Here is a 25,288-nt window from a genome sequence, read left to right on the forward strand (position 1 = left end):
AGGACTTGCCCACAAAGATCGCTCGCATCCACTCTACGGTTCTGAAACACCACACCGGACACCGCTCACCCCACGGGGTGGGGCTGGTGGGTGTGTGTTGTTTCGGAGTGTTTCGGTGGTTTTAGCGTCAGGGAAACGCCCGGTCCCATTCCGAACCCGGAAGCTAAGCCTGACTGCGCCGATGGTACTGCAACCGAAGGGTTGTGGGAGAGTAGGACACCGCCGAACTTAACATAGAAAAAGGGGCGGGGCCCCGGTCGAGAACCTGAAAAGGTTTTCCCGGAGCCCCGCCCCTTTTTTTCATGCCCAAAACAAGCGGGCCGGGAAAACGGCCCGCCATCCTCACTCTGGTCGACGAAGCAAATACGTGTCCATGATCCACCCGTGCCGCTCCCGAGCCGCGGCCCGCGTCTCCCGGATCTTCGTCGCCAGTTCGTCGTCCAATGGACCGGACAGCAGAATCTCGTTCGGAGTCCCGACGTACGCGCCCCAATAGATCCACAACCCCTGGCCCGCGTACTGATCGAACGTGGTGTGCGCGTCGAGCAGGACGAAGACGTCATCAGCGTCACTCGGCCAGCCGTCAGCCAGCCGGCGACCAGTCGTCAGCTGCACAGCACGGCCGATCTGATTCATCGTCGTCCGATGGCGTGCGACCAGTGCGGAGATGCTGCTGATCCCCGGCACGACCTCGTAGTCGAACGCCACATTCCCGCGCGCCAGCACGGCCTCGATCAACGCGATAGTGCTGTCGTACAGCGCCGGATCGCCCCAGACGAGAAACGCGCCGGTCTCGCCGTCGGCCAGTTCGTCGCGGATGAGCTGCTCGTAGACGTCGGTGCGGAGCTGGTGCCAGTCGGCGACCGCGGTGCGGTAGTCGGCAGGCTTCCGGTCGCGGTCCGGGTCCTTCGCGCTCACCACGCGATACCCCGGCCGGCTCACGAACCGCTCCAGTATCTCCTGGCGCAGCTGCACCAGGTCGGCTTTCGCGCTGCCCTTGTCGAGCACGAAGAACACGTCGACGCGGTTGAGCCGGTCGACTGCCTGCACCGTGAGGTGTTCCGGGTCGCCGGCGCCGATCCCGATCGCGTAGATCTTCCGCATCCTTGCAGTCTCTCCCGGCGGGTAACCCGGTTCACCACAGGGTCTCCTGGCGTACTGCTACCCCCTAGGGGTATAAAGGAGCTATCAGCAAGGAGCACGATAGGGAGTGTGGCGATGACTGAAGCGACCTACACCGTCGAGGGCATGACGTGCGGACACTGCGTCGGATCGGTGAAAGAGGAGGTAGGCGGCCTGACCGGGGTGCAGACGGTCGACGTCGATCTCGCCACCGGCGCCGTGAAGGTCACCAGTGCGGAGCCGATCTCGCGCGAGGCCGTCGAGGCCGCCGTCGCTGAGGCCGGCTACCAGGTCGTCGCGTAAAAAGGAGTGACATGAGCACCACGACACCAGCCCCCGTGCAGTCAGTCGAACTCGCCATCGGCGGGATGACCTGCGCGTCGTGCGCTGCTCGGGTCGAGCGGAAGCTCAACAAGGTCGAGGGCGTCAGCGCGAGCGTCAACTACGCGACTGAGAAGGCGCACGTCGAATACCCCTCCACCGTTTCGGTCGACGACCTGGTGGGCGTCGTCGAAGCGACCGGCTACACCGCGCAAACGCCGCGACCGGAGAAGCCGGAAGAGCCCGAGCAGGACGAGACGCGGCCGCTGCGCGACCGGCTGCTCTACTCGGCGATCCTCACGGTGCCGGTGATCGTGCTGGCGATGGTCCCCGCGCTGCAGTTCACGAACTGGCAGTGGCTGTCGCTCACGCTCGCCGCGCCGGTCGTGGTCTGGGGAGCGTGGCCGTTCCACCGCGCCGCGTGGACGAACCTCCGGCACGGCGCGGCGACGATGGACACGCTGATCTCGCTCGGCGTCTCGGCCGCCACGCTGTGGTCGCTGTACGCGCTGTTCTTCGGCATGGCGGGAATGCCCGGCCTGCGGCACGGCTTCGAGTTCAGCGTGTCCGGGGGATCCGGGACCGACAACATCTACCTCGAGGTCGCGGCGGGCGTCACCACGTTCATCCTCGCCGGCCGCTATTTCGAGGCGAGGTCCAAGCGCCGCTCCGGTGCCGCGCTCCGAGCCCTGCTCGAACTTGGCGCCAAGGACGTGGCGGTCCTTCGCGATGGTCGCGAGCAGCGAATCCCGGTCGAACAGCTGCGGGTCGGCGACACGTTCGTGGTGCGGCCCGGCGAGAAGATCGCCACCGACGGCGTGGTCACTGACGGTGGCTCAGCAGTCGACGTCAGCATGATCACCGGGGAATCCGTCCCGGTCGAGGTCGCAGTGGGTGACGGCGTGACCGGCGCGACGGTGAACGTCGGCGGCCGGATCGCAGTACGCGCAACCCGCGTCGGCGCGGACACGCAGCTCGCACAGATGGCCCGGCTCGTCGAAGAAGCACAGAACGGCAAGGCCGCAGTGCAGCGACTGGCCGACCGCGTCTCGGCGGTATTCGTGCCAATCGTCTTGGTCCTGGCCCTGGGCACGCTGATCACCTGGCTTCTGACCAGCGGAAACGTCACCGAAGCGTTCACCGCCGCAGTCGCCGTGCTGATCATCGCCTGCCCATGCGCCCTTGGCCTCGCGACCCCGACCGCCCTGCTGGTCGGCACCGGCCGCGGCGCGCAGCTGGGGATTCTCATCAAGGGCCCGGAGGTGCTCGAATCCACTCGCCGCGTCGACACCGTGGTGCTCGACAAGACCGGGACCGTCACGACCGGGCGAATGAGCCTGGTGGACGTCCACGTCGGGGAAGGCATCACGGAGCGCGAACTGCTGCGCTATGCCGGGGCAGTCGAGCACGCTTCGGAGCACCCGATCGCGAAAGCGGTCGCAGACGGTGCCCGCGAACGAGTCGGTGACCTCCCGACGGCGACAGAGTTCCGGAACACCGAGGGCCTAGGCGTCTCGGGCCTTGTGGAAGGTGCAGCTGTCCTAGCTGGCCGCGCCGCCTTCCTGGCCGACTGGAGTGTGAAGGTCGACGACGATCTCACCAAGGCCAAGACCGCAGCGGAAGACCAAGGCGCGACGGCAGTATTCGTCGCCTGGGACGGCGTGGCACGAGGCGTGCTGGTGGTCGCGGACACGATCAAGCCGACCTCTGCGCAAGCTGTCGCCGAACTTCAGGCGCTGGGGCTGCGTCCCGTGCTGCTGACCGGCGACAACGCAGGCGCAGCGCGTGCCATCGCCGACGCCGCAGGCATCACCGAGGTAGTGGCCGAAGTGCTGCCCGCGGAGAAGGTGGCCGTGGTGAAGCGACTGCAGGACGAAGGGCGAGTCGTGGCCATGGTCGGTGACGGCGTCAACGACGCAGCCGCCCTCGCCCAAGCCGACCTGGGCCTGGCCATGGGCACCGGAACGGACGCGGCCATCGAGGCAGGCGACCTGACCCTGGTCCGAGGCGACCTGCGCGCAGCAGTCGACGCGATCCGCCTGGCCCGGCGCACGCTCGGCACGATCAAGGGAAATCTGTTCTGGGCTTTCGCCTACAACGTCGCGGCTCTGCCGCTGGCGGCGTTCGGCCTGCTCAACCCCATGATCGCGGGTGCCGCGATGGCGTTCTCGTCAGTGTTCGTGGTCTCGAACAGCCTCCGGTTGCGGCGGTTCCGGGCTGCGTGATTTTCCCTGGGAACGGGCCAGTGGCGGGATTTCCGCTGCTGGCCCGTTTCGCGTTCGCTGCCTTTGGCAGCTACGGGTCGCCGCGCGCTGATCTGCTTGGTCACTGGGGAGCGTTGCTCCGTGCGCTGAGAACACCGGACTGCTCGGGCGCTGAGTACGCCAGGCTTACCGACAGCCGCGCACCATGGAACCAGCTGGGGCTTGCCTCAATAGCGCATCAAGCGGGCGTCGGTCAGCACTGTCCGCGTAACGGACTCCGGACTTGCTTCCCTCCGGCATTGGACACGTCGACGCACGGTCCCGAAACAACGTCCGATTACTGCCACCCCGCGCTTTGCGGAACCAGATGGGAGTTACGTCAGGAACGCACCAGCCGAGCGATCGCGTCGGAAGCTTCGCGCACCTTGAGGTCCGCTTCCTCCCCACCCGCGGCCGCCGCCTGGACGACGCAGGTCGCCAAATGCTCGTCGAGCAGTTCCAGCGAGAAGGACTGCAACGCCTTTGTCGCCGCGGACACCTGGGTCAGGATGTCGATGCAGTACTTGTCCTCCTCGACCATGCGCTGCAGGCCGCGGATCTGCCCCTCGATCCGGCGAAGGCGCTTGAGGTAGGCCTCTCGTTCACTGCCGTAGCCGGTCATCGCACATCGTCCCTTTTTCTCGACATCCCCGTTGGTTCACTACCGAGTATACCCACCCGGCGTATCCGAGTCCGGTGTTCAGCCGGTGGTGGTGACCTCAGTGACTCCGACGCGCGGAGCCGCGGCCTTGGTTAGTCACCGGGCGCTGTCCGGCCCCGGGCGGCACTCAGGCCCAGCGGCGGGTCCACGGCCGGGTTCACCAGGTGCGGATCATCCCGGTGACTTCTATAAGCGCGGACACGTGGAGGCACTGGTTCAGCGAGGTGGCATTCGCGGTGGCACCAGCCTTTCGCAACCCGCAGCGTGTCCAAGGCTGGTCTTAAGCAGGTGCCCTCGATGCCTTCGATAAGCGCGCACGTGCGGGGGCGCTGGTTCGGCACGAAGTGGCTTCAGCGATGACTGCCCGCCGAGTAGCCCCGGCGCTGACGAGGGCTGGTGGCCAGCGGGTAGGGGCGGCCTCGGCGGCTGGTGATGGCCGACGTCAGCCAGTCGGTCGGGGCGGCCTCGGTGACTGGCGGGGGCCGACGTCGGCCAGTCGGTCGGGGCGGCCTCAGTGACTGGTGAGGACTGGTGGTCAGCCGGTCGGGGCGGCCTCGGTGACTTCGGTGAGCGCGGAGGTCCGTCGTTGGTTCGGTACGGGTGTGCCGTCCGGGGCGAGGTCGGCGTTCGCGGTGGCCAGCAGTTCGCGCGCGCCGCGCAGTGCGGCCTTGACTCGATGCTGGACAGCGACGAGTTCGGCGACCCGCTGTTCGGCGTCGGCGACGATTCGGGTGGCGTGGTCGGTGGCTTGGCGGACGTGCGCGTCGGCTTCGGCGCGGGCGGTGGCGGTGCGGTCGGCGATTTCGCGGAGCGCGTCGGTGCGGCGGTCAGCCAGCGTGCGCGTGAGGTGTTCTTCGAGCCGTCGGCGTTCTTTCGCCGCAGCCTCGTCCGCGGCCTTGCGTTCTTCGACTGCGCTGCGCAGCAGATCTTCGTGTTCTTCCCGTTGCTGTACGCGGTCCGCGGAGACGGCTTCGACGAGCGCGCGTTCTTTTTCGGTGAGGCGAACGGCTTCCGCCTTGGCGTCGGCGATGATCCGCGCGGCGGTGTCCTCCGCGCGGGCGGTGATCTCCGCGGCTTCCTCGCGCGTCAGCTCGACCATCCGGCGGGAGCGTTCCTGCAATGCGTCCGGCTCGATGGGGGTGCGGCTGATCCGGTCGACCGTCGCGCGCAGTTCGCGATTGCGCTCGGCGAGTTCGGCCGCCTGTTGTGCCGCTGCGTCGCGTTCCGCGGCCAGGCGCCGGAATTCCGCCTCGACCCACGTGACGAATTCTTCGACCTGGCCGCGCTGATAGCCGCGCCACGCCGAGTCGAAGGACGGCCGGACGGACATCAGGTCCTCGCCACCGCCGGGGGCCATGCTCTCACCTCCCATTTGGATGGTTTCTCCTCGGCGCTCGTTTTTCTTGCCGCACCGGGGTTTCCGCACTGCCTCCAGTGTGCCTGAAGTCCGGCGATCCGTGTGAGCCCGGGGCGGGTCAATCTTCGAGCGGGTCTTCGGTGCCCGTCGCGGTGCTTCGCACGCCGGGCAATTCGGCCAGTTCCGCGGTGAGTTCGGGAAGATCGCCGCGCCCCTGCAACTGCAACGTGACGACCGCGATCCGTTGCCCCTCTTCGGAAACTGTTTCGCGGTCGACCGCCACCCGGTGGACGGCCCAGCCCCGATCGGTGCAAGTGGCGAGCACGGCCCGCAGCACGCCGTGCCCGTCGGCATAACTCAACCGGAGGATCGGCGGCTGCCGCCGATGGCGCGCGACGAACCGGGAAAGCGGCGGGAATCCGCGAGTGATCACCACGAGTCCGGCAGTCGTCGCGACGGCCAGCACCGGCAGCCCGGCACCGCACGCGACGCCGACGGCCGCGGCGAGCCAGACCGTCGCCGCAGTGGTGAGACCGCGCACCGCGTCGCGGCGCACGAAGATCAGCCCGCCGCCGACGAATCCGATGCCGGACACGATCTGCGCGGCGATCCGCGACGGATCGAGCGCGACGTGCTCGATGCCGAGCAAATCGGCGAAGCCGTATTTCGACACCAGCATGAACACTGCCGACCCGACGCCGACCAGCGTGTGCGTGCGCAGGCCGGCTTGCTTGTTGCCGACCTCGCGCTCGATGCCGATCACAGTGCTCAGCAGCAGGGCGAGCAGCACCGGCGGCAGCAGTTCCCACTGTTCGCCGGTGGACCAGAGAGCATGCACGGACGTACCTCCTCGTCCGTCACTGTGCCCGGCCCGCGGAGAGCCCGCGCGCCCGGCCCGGCGGGCACGCCTAAGCTCGGGCAATGGCCCGTTACTTCGACGTGCACCCGCAGAACCCGCAGCGCCGCGCCATCGCCCAGGTAGTCGACCTGCTGCGCGACGACGGGCTCATCGCCTACCCGACCGACTCGTGCTTCGCGCTCGGCTGCCGCATCGGCAACCAGCAGGGGATGGAGCGGATCCGCACCATCCGCAAGCTCGACCACCGGCACCACTTCACGCTCGTCTGCCAGGACTTCGCCCAGCTCGGCCAGTTCGTGCACATCGACAACGCGGTGTTCCGCGCGATCAAGGCCAGCACGCCCGGCGCGTACACGTTCATCCTCCCGGCGACGAAGGAAGTCCCGCGGCGGCTGCTGCACGCCAAGAAGAAGACCGTCGGCGTGCGGATCCCCGACCACGTGGTGACCCAGGAACTGCTCGGCGAACTGGGCGAGCCGATCCTGTCGAGCACACTGCTGCTGCCCGACTCCGGCGAGCCCCTCACCCAGGGCTGGGAGATCAAAGAAGAACTCGACCACGTCCTGGACGCCGTGATCGACTCCGGCGACTGCGGCGTGGAACCCACCACGGTGATCGACTTCTCCTCCGGCGAGGCGGAGGTCGTGCGGCATGGGGCGGGAGACCCGTCCCGGTTCGAGTGAGCAGGGTCGTCATCGGTTTCTTGCCTCCTGATGAGTTCTTGTTCGGATCCTGATTCGGGTGGTGCTTACGGGCCGCCCCGGCGCGGGGGCTTTTGACGCGGATTTCTCGGCTCGACGGCTCCCCAGGACAGCTTCTTGACGTGACGGTGCTTGCGACCGCGGCGGCGCAGCTGGACTGCGTGAGGTGAGGGCTGCTGACGACGGCGGCTCGAATCGTCTGCTCTCGGCTCGGAACGCCTGCGGTGACGTTGCAAGCGCAGGTCGCTTGATCCGACGGCCATCAGTTGCGGCCGCCGCAGATGCAGGCGCACGCTGGTGCATGCCCTCCCGAAGTGCCGATCGCAGAGCGGCAGCGGACGGTAGCGCGGATTGCTGGCGAGCGTCCTCCTAACGCAGGCTGTGGATGGTTGTGCGCGGTCCGAGACGGCAAGCGCCGCAGACGCGAGAACCTCGGCGGTGATCGCCTCCGTGGCGAGCAGCGCGATCCGCTGAGGCGCCCGGTGCGAAGCGCAGCTGGTCGCCGCTCCGGCGCTCTTCCTCGGCCCGGCCATGCCTCTCTGGCTTCCGGTTGGCGCGGGCCGCAGCAACGCTCGCTCCGCGTGCAAGAAGCAATCCTCGCTGTCGCTGTCATCAGCGGATGCAATCTCCGTCAGGCGCGGGCCGCGGGTGGGTGCGGGCTGGCACGGTCGCGCGGCTCAACCTGGAGGGACAGCGGCGGATCGCAACCGGTCGATGCCGAAGCGGGCTGGCAGATACCGGCATCGAGGGTCCGCGCTTCCAGATGTGTCCGATCAATGCTCCTCTCTCGCGCCGAATGTGTGGCAGGTCTGGCGCGCGGGGCGGGCGAACCCGGGCACCGCCGAAGTGATCACACGGTTGCCTCCACGGTGGTCTTGAGCAGGCGGGACAAGGCATCGGCAAGCGGGACCTCCGACGTGGAATGCCAGCCGACGACAGCGTCTGGCCGGAGCAGCAGCGCACCGTCGGCAGGCAGCTCCGCCTCGGCCAGCCACGCCTCGTCCGATATCGGAACGAGAGGGAGGCCCAGCCGGTCGGCTTCGGCTGCCCAGCGGACGTTGTCCGGTCCGGTGAGCAAGGCGAGGCCGGGGCCCGCCAAGTCCACTGTGGACGTCGTGGCGTCGAGCCAGGCGTGGGGCACTCGGGTGCCTGGACGACCGGCCGGACCGTACCGGTCTTCCGGTGCGGGACCGCGTCCGTCCGGGACGAACGCACCGTGTTCGTACTGCACGCCGAACAGCGCGGCGAGCGGGTCGATGCGCGGTGCGTCGTCGCTGGTGATCGTGGCGATCATGGTGCCGAGATGTCCGCTCGCCATGCTGGAGAACTCCGCCGTCGCGTACCCGATCGGGTATCGCTCGGCGTGGTAGGTGTCGAGCAGGGCGGGCTTCGCTGTGCCGGCCAGCACCGCGGCGAGCTTCCAGGCGAGGTTGGCTACGTCCGCGATCGCGGTATTCGCACCCGCGGCGGCCATCGGCGGCATCGCGTGCGCGGCGTCGCCTGCCAGGAAGACCCGGCCGGAGGAGAACTGGTCGGCCACGTACATCCCGGACTCCCAGTGCATCCGGCTCAGTACCTCGACCTCGAGGTCCGGCACGCCGACGACGGTGCGCAGCAACTCGCGCCAGCCGTCCTCGTCCAGCGATTCCGAGCCGGGGAAGTCGGAGGTGGAGAAGAGCCACCGGTCGGTGCCGTTGACCGACACGAAAGCGCCGGAAGCGGCGGGGTTTTCGATCTGGCACAGGTTGAACGGTTTGTCCCGGACGAGCTCGGCGAGATCGGCGCGGAAACAGACGTCGAGATTGTCGGCCAGGTGCCCGAGCCCGCTGCGCGTAATGCCGAGCGTGGTGCGGATCGGACTGCGCGCGCCGTCCGCCGCGATCAGGTATTCGGCGCGGACCTGGTACGGCTCGCCGTCGGCCGGGCGCAGTTCGGCGGTGATCCCGGCGTCGTCCTGCTCGAACGACACCAGTTCGGTGCCGAACCGGATTGACACGCCGCGCTCGACAGCGGCCTGCCGCAGCACCGGTTCCAGCACGTCTTGCGGGCACAGCACGCTCGGTGCGGGACTGAGGTCGGGCATTTTCGCGTGCTGGCTCAGCCGTTCGCGCAAGGTGTCGGTGACCTTTGGCCAGGTCGCGTCGGCCAGCGTCGTGCCGGAGAGCATCCCGGTGAACGACGCGAGCGGTGCGCTGGCCCGCTCGACCTCGTCCATGAGGCCGAGCAGGCGGAACACCTCGGTACTGCGCGGATTGAACCGCCGTGCTTTCGGCTGCGGGGACGTGCCGGCGTGTTTTTCCACCAGTACCGGCGCCGCTCCCTCGCGGTGAAGCAGCAGCGCCGCGGTGAGCCCGGCGATCCCTCCGCCGCAGATCAGAACAGGAATTCGTGCAGTCATTTCCCAACCCCCAGGGTCGTGTACGTTGTACATCTTGTGTACGTTGTACATGACGATGTACTATGTACGCAAGCGGGCTGGAGACAGGGAGATGAATGGGAGATCAAGGGCCGACGCCGCCGATTTGGCTGTTGCCTGAACCGCCGGAACGCGGATGGGGCCTCGGGCGAGTCGACATCGTCCACGCGGCCGTGCGCCTGGCCGACCACGGCGGTGCGGAGGCGCTCACGATGCGGGCAGTGGCGAAGGAGCTGGGCGCGTCCACGCCGATGTCGCTGTACCGCTACGTGCACAGCAAAGACGGTCTGGTGGACCTGATGCTCGACTTGGCGAACAGCGAGGTGCACACCCCGGAAGTCCCGGGCGAGGACTGGCGGGGCGAGCTGACGGCTGTCGCGGTCGGCACGTGGACGATGACGAAGCGGCATCCGTGGTACGCGCGGCTCGTGCATCAGCGACCTCCGGCAGGGCCGAACGCGAGCCGGCGGACCGAGTTCGTGCTGGCGACGTTCGACCGGCTGGGTCAGGACCTCTCGTCAGCGCTCGGGTACGCCCGGCTGCTCGACGGATACGTCACCGGCCAGGCGCTGCAGTGGGCGGAAGAGCGGGCGATGTGGCAGCGCAACGCGTTCGTCGACGTGGTGGACGTGCAGCGGCAGGCGCGGGCCTGGTTCGGCGACGTCGTGTCGGAGGACGCGCCGTATCCGTTGCTCGTGCGGGTGCTGGAGAGCTTTCTGGCCGAGCGGCACGACGCGGCTGACGAGACGGCCGAGGTCGGCGACGGTGGTGCTGGTGGTGCTGGTGGTGCCGGATCAGGCGCGGAGCCGGACGCGTCCGGCCGGGTGGCTGGTGGCGGTGGACCGGCCGTTGCGTCGGCCGCGGAGGCCGGAGAGGCTGAGCGGGCGGCTGAGGCGGGCCGCGACGTGGCTGGCTCTGCGCGGGCGACAGAGGCTCGCCGGGGCGGGGCCGGAGCTGGTCGAGGGGGCGGGAGTCGTCCCGAATCGGCTGGGCTTGGTCAGGCGGTCGCCGAGGCAGGCGGGACTGGAGCTGCCGGGGCGGGCAGAGCCGGGAGTGCCGCGACTGGTCGGGCTGGGGCTGCTGCTGGTCAGGCGGAAGGTGCTGCTGGAACGGGGCAGCCGGCGGGTGCGGATGCTGCTGCTGACGCGCGGAAGGTGGCCGCGGCAGCGGCTGAGGACGCACAGTTCGAGCTGGGCCTCGAATGTCTGCTGGACGGCATCGCCGCGCGGCTCCGCTAGGTTGGCGTGCCTGGACCGGGGCGATGGGCTCGGCGGAGGGCGGATCGACCGGGCGACCGGAGAAACCGGGGGACTCGGAACGAAATAGGTCCGGTCAGGCGGCCGGGTTTGTGCGTTCCAGGAGGAATACCCGGATTTCGCGGTGGGCGGCGCGTTCGGCGTAGCGGTCGTAGGCGGGCCAGTAGGAGGCGACGGCGTCCCACATTTCCTGGCGTTCGGCGTCTTTCAGGAGGCGGCCTCGGACGGGGAGGGTGCGGCCGTGGACGGAGACTGTCGCGTCGGGGTGGGACAGGAGGTTTGCCGTCCAGGCGGGATGGTGTTCTCCGCCCCAGTTGGAGCCGATCACGACGTACCCGCCGGAGCGCTCGACGTACAGCAGCGGGACCTGGCGCGGTTCGCCGCTGGTGCGGCCGATCGTGGTGAGCAGGAGGGTGCGCAGTCCGACTGCCGCGCCGACTCCCAGGCGGCCGCCGCTGATGCGGAGGAGCAGGCGGTCGGCGGGCATCATCGCTTGGCCGAACGCGGCGAATGCCTTGCTGCGGCCCAAACCGGCGAACATCCTGCGCAATTCCATGATCGGCAGCCTACGGGGCGGCGCGGGAACCTCTGGCGGGGTGGCATCTCGGGCGGCGGGGGAGGCCGGGCGGGCCGTGGCGAGGGCTTGGTTGGTGCCGGGGGAAAGGCGGCGCTGGGACAGGGTGCGGAGGCCGACGTTGGCGGACTGCGCCGACGGCAGGGCGGTTCGCGGCGGGGCGGGCGCGAAGAAACGGCTCGGGCCGGTGATGCACCAAGCGATGAGTGCTCGGCGGGGGTGGGTGTGAAGAGTCGGCTCGGCGCTAAGCGATGAGTGCTCGGCGGCAGTGGGTGTGAAGAATCGGCTCGGCACCAAGCGATGAGTGCTCGACAGGAGTGGGTGCGAAGAATCGGCTCGGCACCGGTGATGGGCCTGGCGATGAACATCCGGCAGAAGAGGGTGCGGAGAACCGGCTCGGGGTCTGTGGTGGGCCAAGGCAGGAGCCAGGCGGAAGTGGGTGCGGAGAACCGGCTCGGGCCAGTGGTGGGCCTAAGACAGGAGCCAGGCGGAAGAGGGGCTAGAAGCCGCTCGTTGTCAGCTTCAGGAGGGCGTCCGTGATCGCCGGAGCGTGGTCCACCAGGTAGAAATGGCCGCCCGGATACGTGGTCAGGGTGAAGTCGCCTCGGGTGTGTGCCGACCAGGCTTGGACGTCCGGCACTGGGGCGTGGGGGTCGGTGTCTCCGGTGTGGGCGTGGATGGGGGCGGCGAGCGGGCCTGGGCTCGGGCGGTACGTCTCGATGGCCGTGTAGTCCGCGCGCAGGGCTGGCAGGAACAGTTCTCGCAGTTCCGGGTCTCGCAGCACCTTCGGGTCGGTGCCTGCCAGGCCTTCGATTTCGGACAGCAAACCGTCGTCGTCTTGGAGGTGGACTTGGTCGTTCACCAGGCGGGACGGGGCTCGGCGGCCGGAGATCACTACTGCTTCTGGGGGTGTGCCTCGTTCCTCCAAACGGAGGCCCACCTCGTACGCGAGCGTCGCGCCCATGCTGTGGCCGAACAGGACTGTCGGGAGGTCCAGCCACGCCAGGAGAGCTTGCGTGATGCCGTCGGCCAGGGCCTCGATGGTGCGCAGGGCGGGTTCGGCCATGCGGTCCTGTCGGCCGGGGTATTGCACCGCCAGGACATCGACGGCTGGGGACAGCGCCTTCGACAGCGGGTGGAAGAACGGGGCTGCGCCGCCTGCGTGCGGCAGGCACACCAAACGGGCGGGGGCGTCGTCGGCGGGGTGGAAGCGGCGTAGCCACGGGTCCGTCATGCGGGCGATTTTACCGGGGAGAGGGCGGCGTCAAAGGGAAACTCGGCGGAATTCGATCTTTTCGTAGGCGCTGGTGTCGCCGGTTTCGAACAGGACGCCGACGGTGTTGCGGTCTGGTTGTACCAGGTCGGAGTAGCCGGCGGGGGCGTCGGCGAGAACCTCCGCCGGGTGCCAGGTTTTGCCGCCGTCGGAGCTGGTTCGGAGTTGCATGGTGTGGCGGACCGAAACATCGGACGGGCCTGAGTAGAGGAGTACGCGGCGGTTGACGGTTTGCAGGACGCTGCCTTCTACCTTCGGGCCGGACAGGGTTGGTTGCACTTGGTAGGGACGAGTCAGAGTGCGGCCGCCGTCGGTGCTGTACGCGTCTAGGCGGTGTTCTGGGGCGGAGCCTTGGTTGCGGCTGGAGAAATACACCGTGCCGTCCGGAAGCTCAGTGGCGGTGGTTTCGTTGGGGGCGAGGACGCCGTCGGCGGGGTCGTCGGTGAAGCCGATGTGCCAGGTGCGGCCGTTGTCATCGCTGTAGAGGTCGTGGCCGCCGTAGTACTTGGCTTCGGTTCCCACGTCGGCGGAACCCGCGGGGGGTGCGCTGGAGTGGTTGGCGGGGACGATGATTCGGCCTGCGTAGCGGCCGTGGTTGAGGAGGGTCGCGTGGCCGGGGGCGGCGGCGTACCAGCGCCAGGTCGGCAGTTTCGTCGTGGCGGTGATGTCGCGGGCCGGGGTCCAGGTGCGGCCGTTGTCGGGGCTGCGCTGGACGAAGACCCGGCGGGTGTCTTGCGGGGACACCGTGCCGGACATGATGGCTTTTTCGCTGACGGGTCCGTTGTGGACAGTCAGCAGCACCAAGTCGCCGTTGCGGGCCAGTACTGGGGTTGGGTTTCCGGCGGTGGCTTCGCCGTTGCTGTCTACTACGCGCAGCTCGCCCCAGGTGCAGCCGCCGTCTCGGGAGGTTTTGGCGACCGTGTGGATCGCACCGGAGTCGCCGGGGGAGTCGCGGCGGCCTTCGGCGAAGGCGATCAGCGTGCCGTTCCCGGCGCGGACTACGGCTGGGATGCGGAAGGTGTGGTAGCCCTCGGTTCCTGAGACGAACGGGGTTGACGACGTGCAGGTGCCACTCGCGCTGGCGGGCGGGGCCGGGGTGAGGCTCAAGAGGGTTGCGGCGAGCGCAAGCGTGACTGTTCTCGGGAGCACCGGGGGACCGCCTCTCGCTCCGGACATGGGATGTCCGACGTCCTATGTCCGGAGAACTTAGAGAGGCGGTCGCGCCGCGTCAAGACTCCGGATCGGTGGCGGTCGCGCGGATGGTTCCGGTCGCGGCGGTGGCGGCGATCTTTAGGGGGGAGGTGCCGGTGGGGCGTACGCGCATGATTTCCGCGGCTACGGGGGCGGCCAGGTGGGTGCGGAGGGTTCGGCGCAGGCCGCGGGCGCCGTAGATCGGGTCGAAGCCTTCGACAGCGAGGAGGTGGATGGCGGAGTCGTCAACCTGGAGGTCGACGCCTCGGCGGCGCAGCCTTGAGCGCAGCAGGTCGGTTTCCAGGCGGGCGACTTGTTCGATGGTGGTGCGGTCCAGTTCGTCGAAGATCACCGTTTCGTCGATGCGGTTCAGGAATTCCGGGTCGAAGAACGACTGCAGGGCTTTGTCGACGACGGTTCGGCGGGTGTGGCCGCGGTCCAGGAGCGAGCGCCAGCGGGAGCCTCGGCGGCGGGCCAGTTCTTTGGAGCCCAGGTTCGAGGTGAGGAAGACGTAGCTGTTGCGGAAGGAGATCTTCTCCTGGCCGTTCGCGAGGCGCAGGATTCCGTTGTCCAGTACGCCTAGGAGGGCGCGCAGGACGGTGGGGTGGGCCTTTTCGACCTCGTCGAAGAGGACGATTCCGGGGGTGTACGGGTCACCCTCCACAGTGGATCGATCGAAGACGGTGAAGGCTTCCTTGCTCCCGGCGTATCCGGGCGGGGCACCGTTGAACGAGGCGGCATAGTGTTCTTGGGCCAGGGAGTTCATGTCCACTCGACACAGGTCGTCCGGGCCGGACCGGAGCGCGGCGGCGACTTGGCGGACAAGTTCGGTTTTGCCCACGCCGGTGGGGCCCAGGAGCAGGACTGTCGCGGGTGGACGGTCGGGTTCGGTGGCTCCGGCGCGGGCCAGGGTGATGGCGCGGACGACGGCGTCGACGGCGGGGTCTTGGCCGAGGACGCGGCCGCGCAGGCGTTGAGCCAAAGAGTCGGGAGTGTCCGGGGTCGGCGAAACGGGGGCGGGGGCCGGAGCGGCTGGCTGCCGGTTCCGGTTCTGGTCGTGGTACCTGTCGGTGATGAACGGCATGGTGTCCTTTCCCTGAACCGAAAACCGAAAACCGGCAGCCAGCGAGAATCAGGCCTGTTTGGTCTTTTCGACCGGCAGCTCGCCCACCGGGCATTCGGCGACGCCGACGGTGCTGCGCGTGATGGCCTCGACGTTCTCCTGCGCCTTCTGCGCGTCGGTGACCCACGTGCGGTAGAACTCGAACGGGCAATCCGCGACGCCCTTGTCGCCGTCACCGGCCGCGTGCACGCCCGAGTAACCGCGGTGCAGCAGCTTGAACAGGTGGTTCTGCGACTGGTCGTACTCGCGTGCGTCGCGGATCGCCGAAAGCGACAGCTGGGCGAATTGGATGCCGTACTCCTCCTCGCCGGTTTCGCCGAGTGTCCGGCCGTCGAAACCGATGATCGAGGAGTGTCCGAAATACGAGTACACGCCGTCGAATCCGGCAGCGTTGGCGACCGCGACATAGCAGTTGTTGGCCCACGCCATGGCTTTCGCCATCAGCACCTGCTGGTCCTTCGCCGGGTACATGTAGCCCTGGCAGCGGACGATCAGCTCGGCGCCCTTCATCGCGCAGTCCCGCCAGATTTCCGGGTAATTGCCGTCGTCGCAGATGATCAGCGAGATCTTCAGGCCCTTCGGACCGTCCGTGACGTATGTCTGGTCGCCCGGGTACCAGCCTTCGATCGGGCACCACGGCAGGATTTTCCGGTACTTCTGCACGATCTCGCCGTGGTTGTCGATCAGCACCAAGGTGTTGTACGGCGGCTTGTCCGGGTGGTCCTCGTGCTGTTCGCCGGTGATCGAGAAAACGCCCCAGGTGTCGGCCTCGCGGCAGGCGGCGGAGAAGATCGCGGTCTCCTCGCCGGGGACGGTCGCGGCGGTGTCGTACATTTCCTGCTCGTCGTACATGATCCCCTGCGTCGAGTATTCGGGGAAGACGACGAGGTCCATTCCGGGAAGGCCGCTCTTCATGCCGACCACCATGTCGGCGATCTTGCGCGCGTTGTCGAGCACCTCGGCCTTCGAATGCAGCCGCGGCATCTTGTAGTTCACGACCGCGACGCCGACCGTGTCCGGGCTCGAGGAAATGTCACCGTGTCGCATGGGATTTCTCCTTCTGATGGGATGGTCAGGCCGCGGCCGCTGCGCGGTCGTGGACGGAGCGGGGCTGGCCGCGGAATCCGAGCACCGCGGCGAGGGCGACGAGCAGGACGGCGACCGCCGCGGCGATGAGCGCGGCGGTGGCGGTGGAGCGGTAGCCGCCGGTGAGCGCGAGGAACGCGGGCAGCGTGCAGGTCGGCTGGCTCAGCAGGACGGTCGTCCAGCCGGTGAACCGGGTCAGCTCCTCGCGGCCGAGCCCGAGCACGAGGAAGAACAGGCCCCACAGCAGGGCCCAGGAAAGCCAGATGACGCCGAACACCGGATCGTGCTGCCGCCAGAACGCGATGCCGGCGTAGACGATCGCGGCGCCCGCGACGAACAGCGAGAACCAGCCGATGCCCTCGGGTTCGAGCCCGGCGAGATTCGCGATGCCGACGTACAGGTAGGTGAAGCCGAACAGGAACAGCCCGGACGCGCCGAGGATCGCTTCGGAATCCCCGTGCGCCTGGATGATCAGCACCGTCGGCGTCACGCACTGCAGCCCGCCCACGAACAGATTCAGCGCGGCGGCCGACCGCGCGGGCACTCGCCCGAGCAGCATCAGCCCGTTGACCAGCAGTACCGCCCCGACGTAGAGCAGGCCGACGTTGTTCATCGCACGCTCCTCAGTTGGTACCAGATGAAATACTGTCAAGTGAAAATAAATGGACGGACGGCGGCCGTCAAGACCGGAACGCCGGCGGGTCAGAGCCGGGTGATCGGATCGAAGTCGCAGCCGCTCGCGGCGGCGAGGTGCACGTGCTGGGCGGCTTGCTGGCCGTGGAATTCGACGGTGCCGCGCGGTCCGTCGTAGGCGACGCCGTCGATGGCGGCGTTCAGCGCGCGCATGTCCGGAGTGCCCGCGCGGCGGGCGAGTTCGGCGAGCGTATGCAAGCCCTCGTAACAGGATTCGGCCGCGTTGTTGAGCGGCGGCGCGGCCGGGCCGTGCAGGCGGACGTAACGGCCGAGCAGGTCCATCGCGTCCGCGGTGACGAGGGAACGGAAGTACGCGGCGGACGCGAAGAGGTTGCGGGTCGCCTCGGCTCCGCTGGCGAGCAGCATGTTCTCTTCCATCAACGGGCTGAAGCGCAGCATTTGCTCGTGGAGGCCGCGCGCGGCGAACGTGCGGTTGAAGCGGACCGCGTCCTGCCCGACGAACAGCATGAGAACGCCGTCGCACGCCGACGTTTCGACCCGGCGGACAAGCCGCGCCATGTCGCCCGAACCGAGTCCGACGAACGCTTCTCCGGCGATCTGGAGATCGAGTTCCCTTGCGTAGCGCCGGATCGCGTTCGCGGAACCGCGCGGCCACACGTAGTCGTCGCCTGCCACGAACCAGCTGCGCGCGCCACAGTTGTCGCGCAGCCACCGTAACGCGGGCTGGATCTGCACGCGCGGGACTTCGCCGGAACAGTAGATGCCAGAACGACTTTCGCCGCCTTCGTACAGCGACGTGTACACGTACGGCACGCGGTCGGCGAGCACCGGCGCGAGTGCGTTGCGGACTGAGGAAATGTGCCAACCGGTGACCGCGTCGATCTCGCCCGCGTCGACCAGGCGGCGCACGGACGACGCGACCTGGGCGGGGGGCGCACCGCCGTCGACGACTTCCAGCGTCACCTCGCGGCCGAGGATTCCGCCCGCGTCGTTGAGTTCCCGGACCGCGAGTTCGCTGATCGCCTCGCACGAAGGCCCGAAAAGGCCCGCCGGTCCCTGCAGCGGGACGACCAGCGCGACGCGCAACGCGCTCGCGCGGCTGGCGACTCCGAGTCCCATGCCGGCTCCGGGCTTCTTTGCCGGTTGACTTGCTTCCATTTGGAAGTCTTACAATGCGGAGGCATTTGCGCAAGGGCGGGAACGAGGACGGGTGCGATGAGGCAGGCACAGGCGGCCGAGGCGTCGTTGATCCGCGCCCTCACCCGCACCGCACGCGCGGTCACCCTGCGGATCGAGCCGCTGCTCAAAGAAGAGGGACTGTCCCTCGACGGCTGGCTGGTCCTGGACGCGCTCGCCGGGGGCGACGGCCTCACGATGACCGAACTCGCCGGGCACACGCTGGTCACCGGGCCGACGCTGACCCGCGTGGTCGACCGGCTGGTCACCACTGCGGCGGCGTACCGCGAGGTCGACGCGGAGGACCGGCGGCGGGTCCGGGTGTATCTCGCGCCGCGCGGACGCAGCGCGCATCAGCGGGCGACGGCCCGGCTGGCCGAGGTGGAACGCGAACTGGATCCGGACGGCGGCGTGCTGGCGAAGCTGTCGGACGTCGAGGTCGAGTAAGGCGGTCAGTCCCGGCGTTGTGCCCACGGTGTCCGGAAGGCGACGAGACTGCCGAGCAAGGCCAGCGTGAGCAGGGCCGCGCCGCCGTCGGTGATCACTGACGGGAGGATTCCCGCCGGTCCGTAAAGGGTTATGGATGCGTCGAAGACCGCGGGTGGGATCGCGAAGACACCGGCGGCTTGGGTGACGTTGACGGCCACGACGACCCAGAACGTCCACGTCCTGCCCCGCAGCGCGAGCAGGCCGACCGCGTTGCCGACGATGTAGAGGCAGCCGACGGTGCGAAGCCCGATCAAAAATCCCGGCGCGTCGGACGCGCTGGCCCCGGCCGACTGCAGCGCGAGGCGGAGCATGTCGAGGTCGATAATGAGAAAGTTCTGCAGGATCGTGCCGACGGTGAAGACCAGCGAGCAGACGACGGCGGCGATCTGCAGCGGACGAGTCCACGCGGTCGGGCGGAGCTTCCGGACAAGCAGGTGCGACATGCGTCCAGCTTTGTCCGGTTCGTGCTTGAAGACATCCGGCACAAGCCCCGAATGACGACCCCGGAATTCCCTGAGGCTAGGGCCGTTTCCGCCATTCGCGCCGATGCCGGGTCAGCACCTCGATCAGCTCGTCTTTGCGTTCGGCTACTTCGGCGTGGCTGCCCATGATCCCCACCGCGGCGACGGTTCGGCCGTCCTCGACCACGGCGACTGACACGCCGTCCGCCTCGGTCGAAGCGCTGGGCGCGGCGACCAAGCCCTCGGAACGGATCCGCGTCAGGTCCTGCACGAAACGCTCGACCAGTTCGGCATCCGAGGGCGGCAACGCGCCGATCTGCGGCCACAGATCGCGGTTTTCCATGGCTGCCAGCAGGATCCAGCCAGTCGACGTGCGGATCGGCGAGCGGCGCACGAAACCTTCGGCGAGGTAGGCGTAGCGCGGGTCGTGCGAGGCGTAGTCGACGTAGTAAAGGTCGCTGCCCACCATGATCGCCAGCACCGCGGTCATCCCGGTTTCCTCGTGCAGCGCTTCGAGATCCTCGTGCGACACCGTCGTCACCGTGGGGCGGCCGACCAGCCGGATAAGCAGGAACGGGGCCGGGCCGAGGGAGTAGCGGCGGTCGTGCTCGTCGAGGTATCCGGTCGCGACCAGGCCGTTGACCAGGCCCTGGATCGAGCTCATCGGCGCGTCGAGCTCGCGCGCGAACTCGGTGAGCGTGACCCCGTTCCGGGAGCGCGCGGCCCGCTCCAGGATGGTCGACACCCGGTCGATCATCCGGTGGTGCGGCCTCGGGCGGCCGTCCGGCGTGGGGTGCGTCGGCATCGGTGCTTTCTCTCCTCGGGTGATCGGGAACTCTACCCGGACCTGCGGGTTGCGTAAATACGTATTTTGATGCCAGTATGCGTAGCGAGGAGGTGCGCTCGTGAGCATGCCACTGGACGGTGTCGTCGTCGCGGATTTCAGCCGGGTGCTGGCCGGTCCGCTGGCGTGCGTGAACCTGGCCGACCTCGGGGCGACGGTGATCAAGGTCGAGCGGCCCGGTTCCGGGGACGACACCCGCGGCTGGGGACCGCCGTGGACCGAACACTCCAGCTCGTATTTCGAATGCGCGAACCGGTCCAAGCAGTCCGTGGTGCTCGACCTCGGCGATCCGGACGACCTGGTCTTGGCGCGCGAACTCGCCGGCCGCGCCGACGTGCTCGTGGAGAACTTCCGGTCCGGCGCGCTGGGACGGCGCGGGCTCGACTACGAATCCGTCCGCGTGGGTAATCCCGGCATTGTGTACTGCTCGGTTTCCGGCTTCGGCGGCGACGCGGACCTGCCCGGCTACGACTTCCTCGTGCAGGCGATGGGCGGCTTGATGAGCATCACCGGCACCGACGAACCGGCGAAGGTCGGCGTCGCGCTGGTCGACGTGCTCGCCGCGAAGGACGCCACCATCGGCATTCTCGCCGCGTTGCGAGCCCGCGAGAAGACCGGACGCGGCCAGCGGGTCGAGGTGAACCTGCTGTCCAGTTTGCTCGGTTCGATGGCGAATCAGGCTTCCTCGTACCTCACGACCGGACGCGCGCCGCGCCGGATGGGCAACTCGCACCCGTCGATCGCGCCGTACGAAACGTTGCGCTGCAAGGACGACGTGCTCGCGCTCGCTTGCGGCAATGACGGGCAGTTCCGTCGGCTGGCCGAGGTGCTGGGCGTTCCGGAGCTGGCCGACGACGAGCGGTTCGCGACGAACGCCGAACGCGTCCGCAACCGTCCGGAGCTGAGAGCCGCGCTCGAACAGCGGCTCGGCACCGACACTGTGGTCGCGTGGGCCGCGAGGCTTACCGAAGTCGGCGTGCCCGCCGGTCCGGTCGGCGATCTCGCGGACGGGTTCAAGCTCGCGGAATCGCTCGGTCTCGCCCCCACCGTGCCGGTCGGCGACTCGCCGCCCCAGGTCCGCCATCCGATCGGCTATTCGGACACGCCGGTCGCCCGCTATTCCGCCCCGCCCCGGCTGGGGCAGCACAGCGACGAGATTCGCCGCTGGCTCGCAGAGGAGAAGAAATGAGCGCCACGAAGTCCCTGCCGCCGCTGGACCCCCGCGACCCCGCCGGGCTGGGCGACCTGTTCACCGAGGACGAGAAGGCGATCGCGGCCGCGGTCCGCCGGGTCTGCTCCGAGCGGATCGACCCGTACGTCGGCGACTGGTTCGAGCGCGGCGAGCTGCCCGACGTCCGCGGTCTCGCCAAGGACCTGGGGTCGCTCGGGGTGCTCGGCATGCACCTGGAGGGCTACGGCTGCGCGGGGATGTCGGCGACCGAATACGGGCTCGCGTGCCTGGAGCTGGAGGCGACCGACTCGGGCATCCGCTCGCTGGTGTCGGTGCAGGGATCGCTCGCGATGTTCGCGATCTGGAAGTGGGGTTCGGAGGAGCAGAAGCAGCAGTGGATCCCGTCGATGGCGGCGGGCGAGGCGATCGGCTGCTTCGGGCTGACCGAACCGGACGCCGGCTCGGACCCGGGCAGCATGCGCACCCGCGCGCGGCGCGACGGCGACGACTGGGTCCTCGACGGCCGGAAGATGTGGATTACCAACGGAAGCGTCGCGGACGTCGCCGTGGTGTGGGCGCAGACTGACAAGGGCGTGCGCGGCTTCGTGGTGCCCACGGACACTCCGGGCTTCTCGGCTCCGGAGATCAAGCACAAGCTGTCGCTGCGCGCTTCGATCACCAGCGAACTCGTTCTCGACGGCGTGCGGCTGCCCGCCGACGCGGTGCTCCCGGAGGTCACTGGGCTGAAGGGGCCGTTGAGCTGTCTCAACGAAGCCCGCTTCGGCATCGTGTGGGGTTCGGTCGGCGCGGCGCGTTCTTGCTTGCAGGCGGCGATGTCGTACGCCGAGGACCGCACGCAGTTCGGGAAGCCGATCTCCGCGTTCCAGCTGACGCAGCAGAAACTTGTCGACATGACGCTCGAGTACACGAAGGCGTTGCTGCTCGCGATCCACTTGGGACGGCGCAAGGACGCCGGGGTGCTGCGGCCGGAGCAGGTCAGCCTCGGCAAGCTGAACAACGTCCGCGAGGCGATCGAGATCTGCCGCACCGCGCGCACGATCCTCGGCGCGAACGGGATTTCGCTGGAGTACCCGGTGATCCGGCACATGAACAACCTCGAATCGGTGCTCACCTACGAGGGCACCGTCGAGATGCACACGCTGGTGGTCGGTCAGGCGATCACCGGGCAGTCGGCTTTCCGCTGAGGTTTCCGCCGAGGGGCGGCCATGGCCGCCAGTGCGGCGGCCGCGGCCAGCATCCCGAGCCCGGCGAGCGTCCAGCCGAGGAAGCCGAACGTCAGCACCAGCGGGACCAGCACGATCGGCCCGGTGATGCGCGCGAGCGCGGTGCTGGTGGCGAACAGCGCTTGGTATTGGCCCTGATGTCCTTCGGGGGCAAGGCTGAACGCGAGATGCCAGGCACCGGCGGAGGCGGTCGTTTCGGCGACGGTGAGCAGGAGTGCGCCCACTAGCGCCAGGACCACCGGGTGCGCGGAAGCGCCGAGCGAGCCGAAGACGGAACAGGCGGCGATCAGGAAGATTCCGGCTACGGCAAGGGATCGGCGGGCCGTGCGGGCGTCGCGGACCTGTCGGCTGATCGGCAGCTGGAGGAGCACGACGAGGACGGTGTTGGCCAGCAGCACCACCGCGGAAGTCCATTGTGGAGCTGAACTGCGCATGACTATCCACAGTGGCAGGGTGACGCTGAGGATCGGCATGGTCAGCTGGGTGATCGCGGCCAGCAGCGTCAGGGTGACGTAGCGGCGGTCGCGCAAGGCCGGCCAGCCGGTCTGGCGTTCGGTGGGTGCGTCTGGCCCGGCGTGCAGGTAGAGCGCGGTGGCGAAGACGAACAATCCGGCGTCGACGAGGAAAACGGTCACCGCGTTGGTTCCTGCGGCCAGGACGAGCGCGCCGATTCCGGAGCCCGCGCCGATGCCGATGTTGACGGCGGTGTGCAGCAGTGCGCGGGCCCGGACGCGGCCTTCGGGAGCCACCACGGTGGCGACGACGGCTTGGCGGCCCGCCGCGAGCGCGCTCTGCCCGCAGGCGAAGAGCGCGCACGCGGCGATGTACAGCGGAACAGTGTGCGCGACGGCGAAAAGCAGCAGGCCCGCGACTGCGGCGACGGTCGCCGCGGCGAGTGCGCGGCGGGCGCCGATCCGGTCCAGCAGCGTCCCGAACGGAACGGTGGTGGTCAGGCTCGTCGCGGCGCCGAGCGAGAGCCCGAGCGCCACGATTCCCGCCGGCAGGCCGACCCGGGTGGTGAAGTGGACGGCGGACACGGCCAGCACCGCGCCGTCGCCCGCCGAGGTCAGGGCTTGTGCGGTGGCGAGCCGCCGGATCGCCGTGCGCGCGGTGGTCATGCCGGGCTGACCGACCAGCAGCGGGTCGTCACGCCGACCGTGTTCCACATGGTGATCGCGGTGATGAGCGCGATCACCGCCGCCGCGCCTTCCTCGCCGAGTGCCGTGACGGCGTCGGAAACGGTCGACTCGGGCACGTGCGTTTCGGAGAGGCGCGTGACGTCCTCGGTGAGCGCGAACGCGGCCCGCTCGGCCGCGGTGAACAGGCCCGATTCCGCCCAGACCGCCAACGCGTCGACCCGCTGAGCCGTGACGCCTTCCTTGCGCGCGGCCTGCGAGTGCATGTCGACGCAGTACGCGCAGCCGTTGATCTGGGAGGCGCGGAGGCGGACCAGTTCGCGCAGGCCCGGCTCGATGCCGGCGTGGTCGAGCTGCTGGGTCGCGGCGTCGTCCAAAGTGCTCATCGCACGGGAGAAAATCGGGGCCAGAGCGTCGAAATCGAGGCGCTGGGGGATCGGGACCAGAGTGGGGTTCGTCGTTGTCATGGACCTAGATTAGGTCGCGAATGGACCGAATTCCCGGCCAATCTGTCGCTAGGAACTCAGTCCATTTGCCAGCGCGTCGGCGGCCAGGGCGAGGGCGCGGCTGGCCCGGGCGGAGGACACCGCGCCGTAGCCGATGACGACCCCGGCACGGTCCGGATCGCCGCCGGGCGCGCGGTAGTCGGCGAGACCTTCGAGAGCGACGCCGAACTGACGGGCGGCGGCGAGGGTGCGTTCTTCGGCGGCCGCGTTCGGGAGTTCGACCAGGCATTGGAGACCGGCGGCGAGACCGCCCGGTCGCAGGTCTGGTGAGCGTTCGGCGAGGAGTTGGGCGAACAGTTCGCGGCGGGTCCGGAAGGTGGCCCGGCGTCGGCGGACGGCGCGGTCGTACTCGTGGGAGTCGAGGAAGCGCGCGAGGACCTGCTGGTGGAGTCCACTGGGCGTGACGCCGCTGAGGTTGCGCTGCCGGAGCAGTTCGGGGAGAAGCTCGGGCGGGGCCACGGCCCACGCGACGCCGACGGCCGGGGCCAGGGCTTTGCTCGACGTGCCCAGGTAGACGACCCGGTCCGGCGCAAGGGCTTGCAGCGCGCCGATGCTGCGGCGGTCGTAGCGGAACTCGCCGTCGTAATCGTCTTCCAGGATCAGCGCGTCGCGGGAGTTCGCCCATTCGATCGCGGCCCGGCGGCGTTCCGGCGAGAGCGGCACTCCGGTGGGGAATTGGTGGGCCGGGGTGAGGAAGACCGCGTCCGCCTGGGTGTTGGCGAGGTCGGCGCCGTCGGAGTCGACGGGGATCGCGACGATCTCCAGCCCGGACTCGGCGATGATGCGCCGGTGCCGTTCGTGCCCGAACTCCTCGACGGCGATCCGCTTGCCGCCGCGCGCCCGAATGCTTCGGCAGGTCAACGAAAGCAGGTCGCCGAAGCCGCTGCCGATGAGGACTTCAGCCGCGGTGACCGCTACGCCGCGGGTCCGGGCGAGGTAGCCGGCGAGGGTGTCGCGGAGTTCGGTCGCTCCTTCCGGCGGCGCGTAGGCGAACGCGGAGACCGGCATTTCCGACAGCGCCCGCCGGGTTTGCGCGCTCCACTGGCTGCGCGGGAAATCGCCAGCGTCGGCGAGGCCGCCGCGAAGTTCGTACTCCGGCGGCGATTGTCGTTGGGTCGCAACAGGTTGCGCCTGTCGAGGGAAGCCAGCGATCCACGTTCCGGCTCCGACGCGGCTCTCCAGCCAGCCTTCGGCGGCGAGCCGGGAGTAGACCTCGGAAACGGTGCTGCGGGCGATCCCGAGGTCGGTGGCGAGCGCGCGCGAGGCGGGCAGGCGGGTGCCTACCGGGAGCCGACCGTCAACGACCGCCGCGCGCAGGGCGGTTTCGAGCGCGTGCGCGGGGCGGGTCGTGGAGACGGGCAGGTAGAGGTCGAGCCCCTCGGCCACCGATGCGCGCTTCATGGCCGGACTCTAGCCTGGTGCGT

Annotated in this window: 24 protein-coding genes and 1 rRNA gene; 8 read left to right on the forward strand and 17 right to left on the reverse strand. The window is 68.9% G+C overall.

Going from position 1 to position 25,288, the window contains the following annotated elements; genetic code table 11:
• Window positions 1-111: 111 nt before the first annotated feature.
• Window positions 112-228: ribosomal RNA gene (rrf, locus tag ACFORO_RS35900) — 5S ribosomal RNA — on the forward strand.
• 114 nt (window positions 229-342) lie between these two features.
• On the opposite strand, the gene cobF is transcribed toward rrf, so the two are convergent.
• Window positions 343-1,104 (reverse strand): precorrin-6A synthase (deacetylating), encoded by a 762-nt coding sequence (gene cobF / locus ACFORO_RS35905; protein ID WP_377871886.1) that lies wholly within the window; start codon window positions 1,102-1,104, stop codon window positions 343-345.
• 114 nt (window positions 1,105-1,218) lie between these two features.
• Here cobF and ACFORO_RS35910 point away from each other — a divergent pair, with 114 nt between their 5' ends.
• Entirely contained in the window at window positions 1,219-1,425 is a 207-nt protein-coding gene (locus tag ACFORO_RS35910; RefSeq protein WP_354750865.1) for a heavy-metal-associated domain-containing protein, read from the forward strand.
• Between the two features lie 11 nt (window positions 1,426-1,436).
• On the forward strand, window positions 1,437-3,668 hold the full coding sequence (locus tag ACFORO_RS35915) for a heavy metal translocating P-type ATPase (protein WP_377871885.1): 2,232 nt from the start codon (window positions 1,437-1,439) through the stop codon (window positions 3,666-3,668).
• Window positions 3,669-4,026: 358 nt separating this feature from the next.
• Here ACFORO_RS35915 and ACFORO_RS35920 read toward each other — a convergent pair whose 3' ends face one another.
• The 3 genes from ACFORO_RS35920 to ACFORO_RS35930 all read right to left on the reverse strand — a co-directional run bounded on the left by ACFORO_RS35920 (window position 4,027) and on the right by ACFORO_RS35930 (window position 6,542).
• The gene (locus tag ACFORO_RS35920) at window positions 4,027-4,308 is read right to left on the reverse strand and encodes a metal-sensitive transcriptional regulator (protein WP_009081418.1); all 282 of its coding nucleotides are present in this window, start codon (window positions 4,306-4,308) and stop codon (window positions 4,027-4,029) included.
• A 574-nt stretch (window positions 4,309-4,882) separates the two neighbouring features.
• On the reverse strand, window positions 4,883-5,704 hold the full coding sequence (locus ACFORO_RS35925; protein WP_377871884.1) for a DivIVA domain-containing protein: 822 nt from the start codon (window positions 5,702-5,704) through the stop codon (window positions 4,883-4,885).
• 118 nt (window positions 5,705-5,822) lie between these two features.
• A complete protein-coding gene (locus ACFORO_RS35930; RefSeq protein WP_354750862.1) occupies window positions 5,823-6,542 on the reverse strand; it encodes an MgtC/SapB family protein in 720 nt (239 codons plus the stop codon).
• A gap of 83 nt (window positions 6,543-6,625) precedes the next feature.
• On the opposite strand from ACFORO_RS35930, the gene ACFORO_RS35935 reads away from it, so the two are divergent.
• Window positions 6,626-7,246: an L-threonylcarbamoyladenylate synthase gene (locus ACFORO_RS35935; protein ID WP_377871882.1), complete on the forward strand. Its 621-nt coding sequence runs from the start codon at window positions 6,626-6,628 to the stop codon at window positions 7,244-7,246.
• Between the two features lie 868 nt (window positions 7,247-8,114).
• On the opposite strand, the gene ACFORO_RS35940 is transcribed toward ACFORO_RS35935, so the two are convergent.
• Window positions 8,115-9,662, reverse strand: a complete 1,548-nt coding sequence (locus tag ACFORO_RS35940; RefSeq protein WP_377871881.1) for an FAD-dependent monooxygenase — start codon at window positions 9,660-9,662, stop codon at window positions 8,115-8,117.
• Window positions 9,663-9,757: 95 nt separating this feature from the next.
• Here ACFORO_RS35940 and ACFORO_RS35945 point away from each other — a divergent pair, with 95 nt between their 5' ends.
• Window positions 9,758-10,918: a TetR/AcrR family transcriptional regulator gene (locus ACFORO_RS35945; RefSeq protein ID WP_377871880.1), complete on the forward strand. Its 1,161-nt coding sequence runs from the start codon at window positions 9,758-9,760 to the stop codon at window positions 10,916-10,918.
• A 94-nt stretch (window positions 10,919-11,012) separates the two neighbouring features.
• Here the strand turns inward: ACFORO_RS35945 and ACFORO_RS35950 are convergent, their stop codons facing one another.
• The 7 genes from ACFORO_RS35950 to ACFORO_RS35980 form a co-directional block, all read right to left on the reverse strand.
• Window positions 11,013-11,492: a nitroreductase family deazaflavin-dependent oxidoreductase gene (locus ACFORO_RS35950; protein ID WP_354750858.1), complete on the reverse strand. Its 480-nt coding sequence runs from the start codon at window positions 11,490-11,492 to the stop codon at window positions 11,013-11,015.
• A 517-nt stretch (window positions 11,493-12,009) separates the two neighbouring features.
• Window positions 12,010-12,744, reverse strand: a complete 735-nt coding sequence (locus tag ACFORO_RS35955; protein ID WP_377871878.1) for a thioesterase II family protein — start codon at window positions 12,742-12,744, stop codon at window positions 12,010-12,012.
• Window positions 12,745-12,774: 30 nt separating this feature from the next.
• Window positions 12,775-13,932, reverse strand: a complete 1,158-nt coding sequence (locus ACFORO_RS35960; RefSeq protein ID WP_377871876.1) for a sialidase family protein — start codon at window positions 13,930-13,932, stop codon at window positions 12,775-12,777.
• A 79-nt stretch (window positions 13,933-14,011) separates the two neighbouring features.
• Window positions 14,012-15,058 carry an AAA family ATPase gene (locus ACFORO_RS35965; protein WP_377871875.1) on the reverse strand — a complete coding sequence of 349 codons (1,047 nt, stop codon included), beginning with the start codon at window positions 15,056-15,058 and terminating at the stop codon, window positions 14,012-14,014.
• Between the two features lie 48 nt (window positions 15,059-15,106).
• Window positions 15,107-16,144, reverse strand: a complete 1,038-nt coding sequence (locus tag ACFORO_RS35970; protein ID WP_354750854.1) for an aliphatic amidase — start codon at window positions 16,142-16,144, stop codon at window positions 15,107-15,109.
• 25 nt (window positions 16,145-16,169) lie between these two features.
• A complete protein-coding gene (locus ACFORO_RS35975; RefSeq protein ID WP_377871874.1) occupies window positions 16,170-16,796 on the reverse strand; it encodes an AmiS/UreI family transporter in 627 nt (208 codons plus the stop codon).
• Window positions 16,797-16,885: 89 nt separating this feature from the next.
• Window positions 16,886-17,956 (reverse strand): substrate-binding domain-containing protein, encoded by a 1,071-nt coding sequence (locus ACFORO_RS35980; protein WP_354750852.1) that lies wholly within the window; start codon window positions 17,954-17,956, stop codon window positions 16,886-16,888.
• Between the two features lie 96 nt (window positions 17,957-18,052).
• On the opposite strand from ACFORO_RS35980, the gene ACFORO_RS35985 reads away from it, so the two are divergent.
• Complete coding sequence (locus tag ACFORO_RS35985; RefSeq protein ID WP_344282990.1) at window positions 18,053-18,460, forward strand: MarR family winged helix-turn-helix transcriptional regulator; 408 nt, start codon at window positions 18,053-18,055, stop codon at window positions 18,458-18,460.
• Between the two features lie 5 nt (window positions 18,461-18,465).
• Here ACFORO_RS35985 and ACFORO_RS35990 read toward each other — a convergent pair whose 3' ends face one another.
• Together ACFORO_RS35990 and ACFORO_RS35995 are read right to left on the reverse strand one after the other, a co-directional pair.
• On the reverse strand, window positions 18,466-18,945 hold the full coding sequence (locus tag ACFORO_RS35990; RefSeq protein ID WP_377871873.1) for a hypothetical protein: 480 nt from the start codon (window positions 18,943-18,945) through the stop codon (window positions 18,466-18,468).
• A 76-nt stretch (window positions 18,946-19,021) separates the two neighbouring features.
• Window positions 19,022-19,768 carry an IclR family transcriptional regulator gene (locus tag ACFORO_RS35995; protein ID WP_354747579.1) on the reverse strand — a complete coding sequence of 249 codons (747 nt, stop codon included), beginning with the start codon at window positions 19,766-19,768 and terminating at the stop codon, window positions 19,022-19,024.
• A 106-nt stretch (window positions 19,769-19,874) separates the two neighbouring features.
• Between ACFORO_RS35995 and ACFORO_RS36000 the strand changes: the two genes are divergently transcribed.
• Complete coding sequence (locus ACFORO_RS36000; RefSeq protein ID WP_354747674.1) at window positions 19,875-20,996, forward strand: CaiB/BaiF CoA transferase family protein; 1,122 nt, start codon at window positions 19,875-19,877, stop codon at window positions 20,994-20,996.
• Entirely contained in the window at window positions 20,993-22,183 is a 1,191-nt protein-coding gene (locus tag ACFORO_RS36005; protein ID WP_377871872.1) for an acyl-CoA dehydrogenase family protein, read from the forward strand. The genes ACFORO_RS36000 and ACFORO_RS36005 overlap by 4 nt, the downstream gene beginning before the upstream one ends.
• On the opposite strand, the gene ACFORO_RS36010 is transcribed toward ACFORO_RS36005, so the two are convergent.
• Genes ACFORO_RS36010 through pdxR form a run of 3 tightly spaced genes read right to left on the reverse strand, consistent with a single transcriptional unit; the run spans window position 22,150 to window position 25,265 of the window.
• The gene (locus ACFORO_RS36010) at window positions 22,150-23,340 is read right to left on the reverse strand and encodes an MFS transporter (RefSeq protein ID WP_377871871.1); all 1,191 of its coding nucleotides are present in this window, start codon (window positions 23,338-23,340) and stop codon (window positions 22,150-22,152) included. The genes ACFORO_RS36005 and ACFORO_RS36010 overlap by 34 nt on opposite strands.
• The gene (locus ACFORO_RS36015) at window positions 23,337-23,825 is read right to left on the reverse strand and encodes a carboxymuconolactone decarboxylase family protein (protein ID WP_377871870.1); all 489 of its coding nucleotides are present in this window, start codon (window positions 23,823-23,825) and stop codon (window positions 23,337-23,339) included. Before ACFORO_RS36015 ends, ACFORO_RS36010 begins: the two co-directional genes overlap by 4 nt.
• 48 nt (window positions 23,826-23,873) lie before the next feature.
• Complete coding sequence (gene pdxR, locus ACFORO_RS36020; protein ID WP_377871869.1) at window positions 23,874-25,265, reverse strand: MocR-like pyridoxine biosynthesis transcription factor PdxR; 1,392 nt, start codon at window positions 25,263-25,265, stop codon at window positions 23,874-23,876.
• Window positions 25,266-25,288 lie beyond the last annotated feature (23 nt).

The organism is Amycolatopsis halotolerans (assembly GCF_042647905.1).
Lineage (GTDB): Bacteria > Actinomycetota > Actinomycetes > Mycobacteriales > Pseudonocardiaceae > Amycolatopsis > Amycolatopsis halotolerans.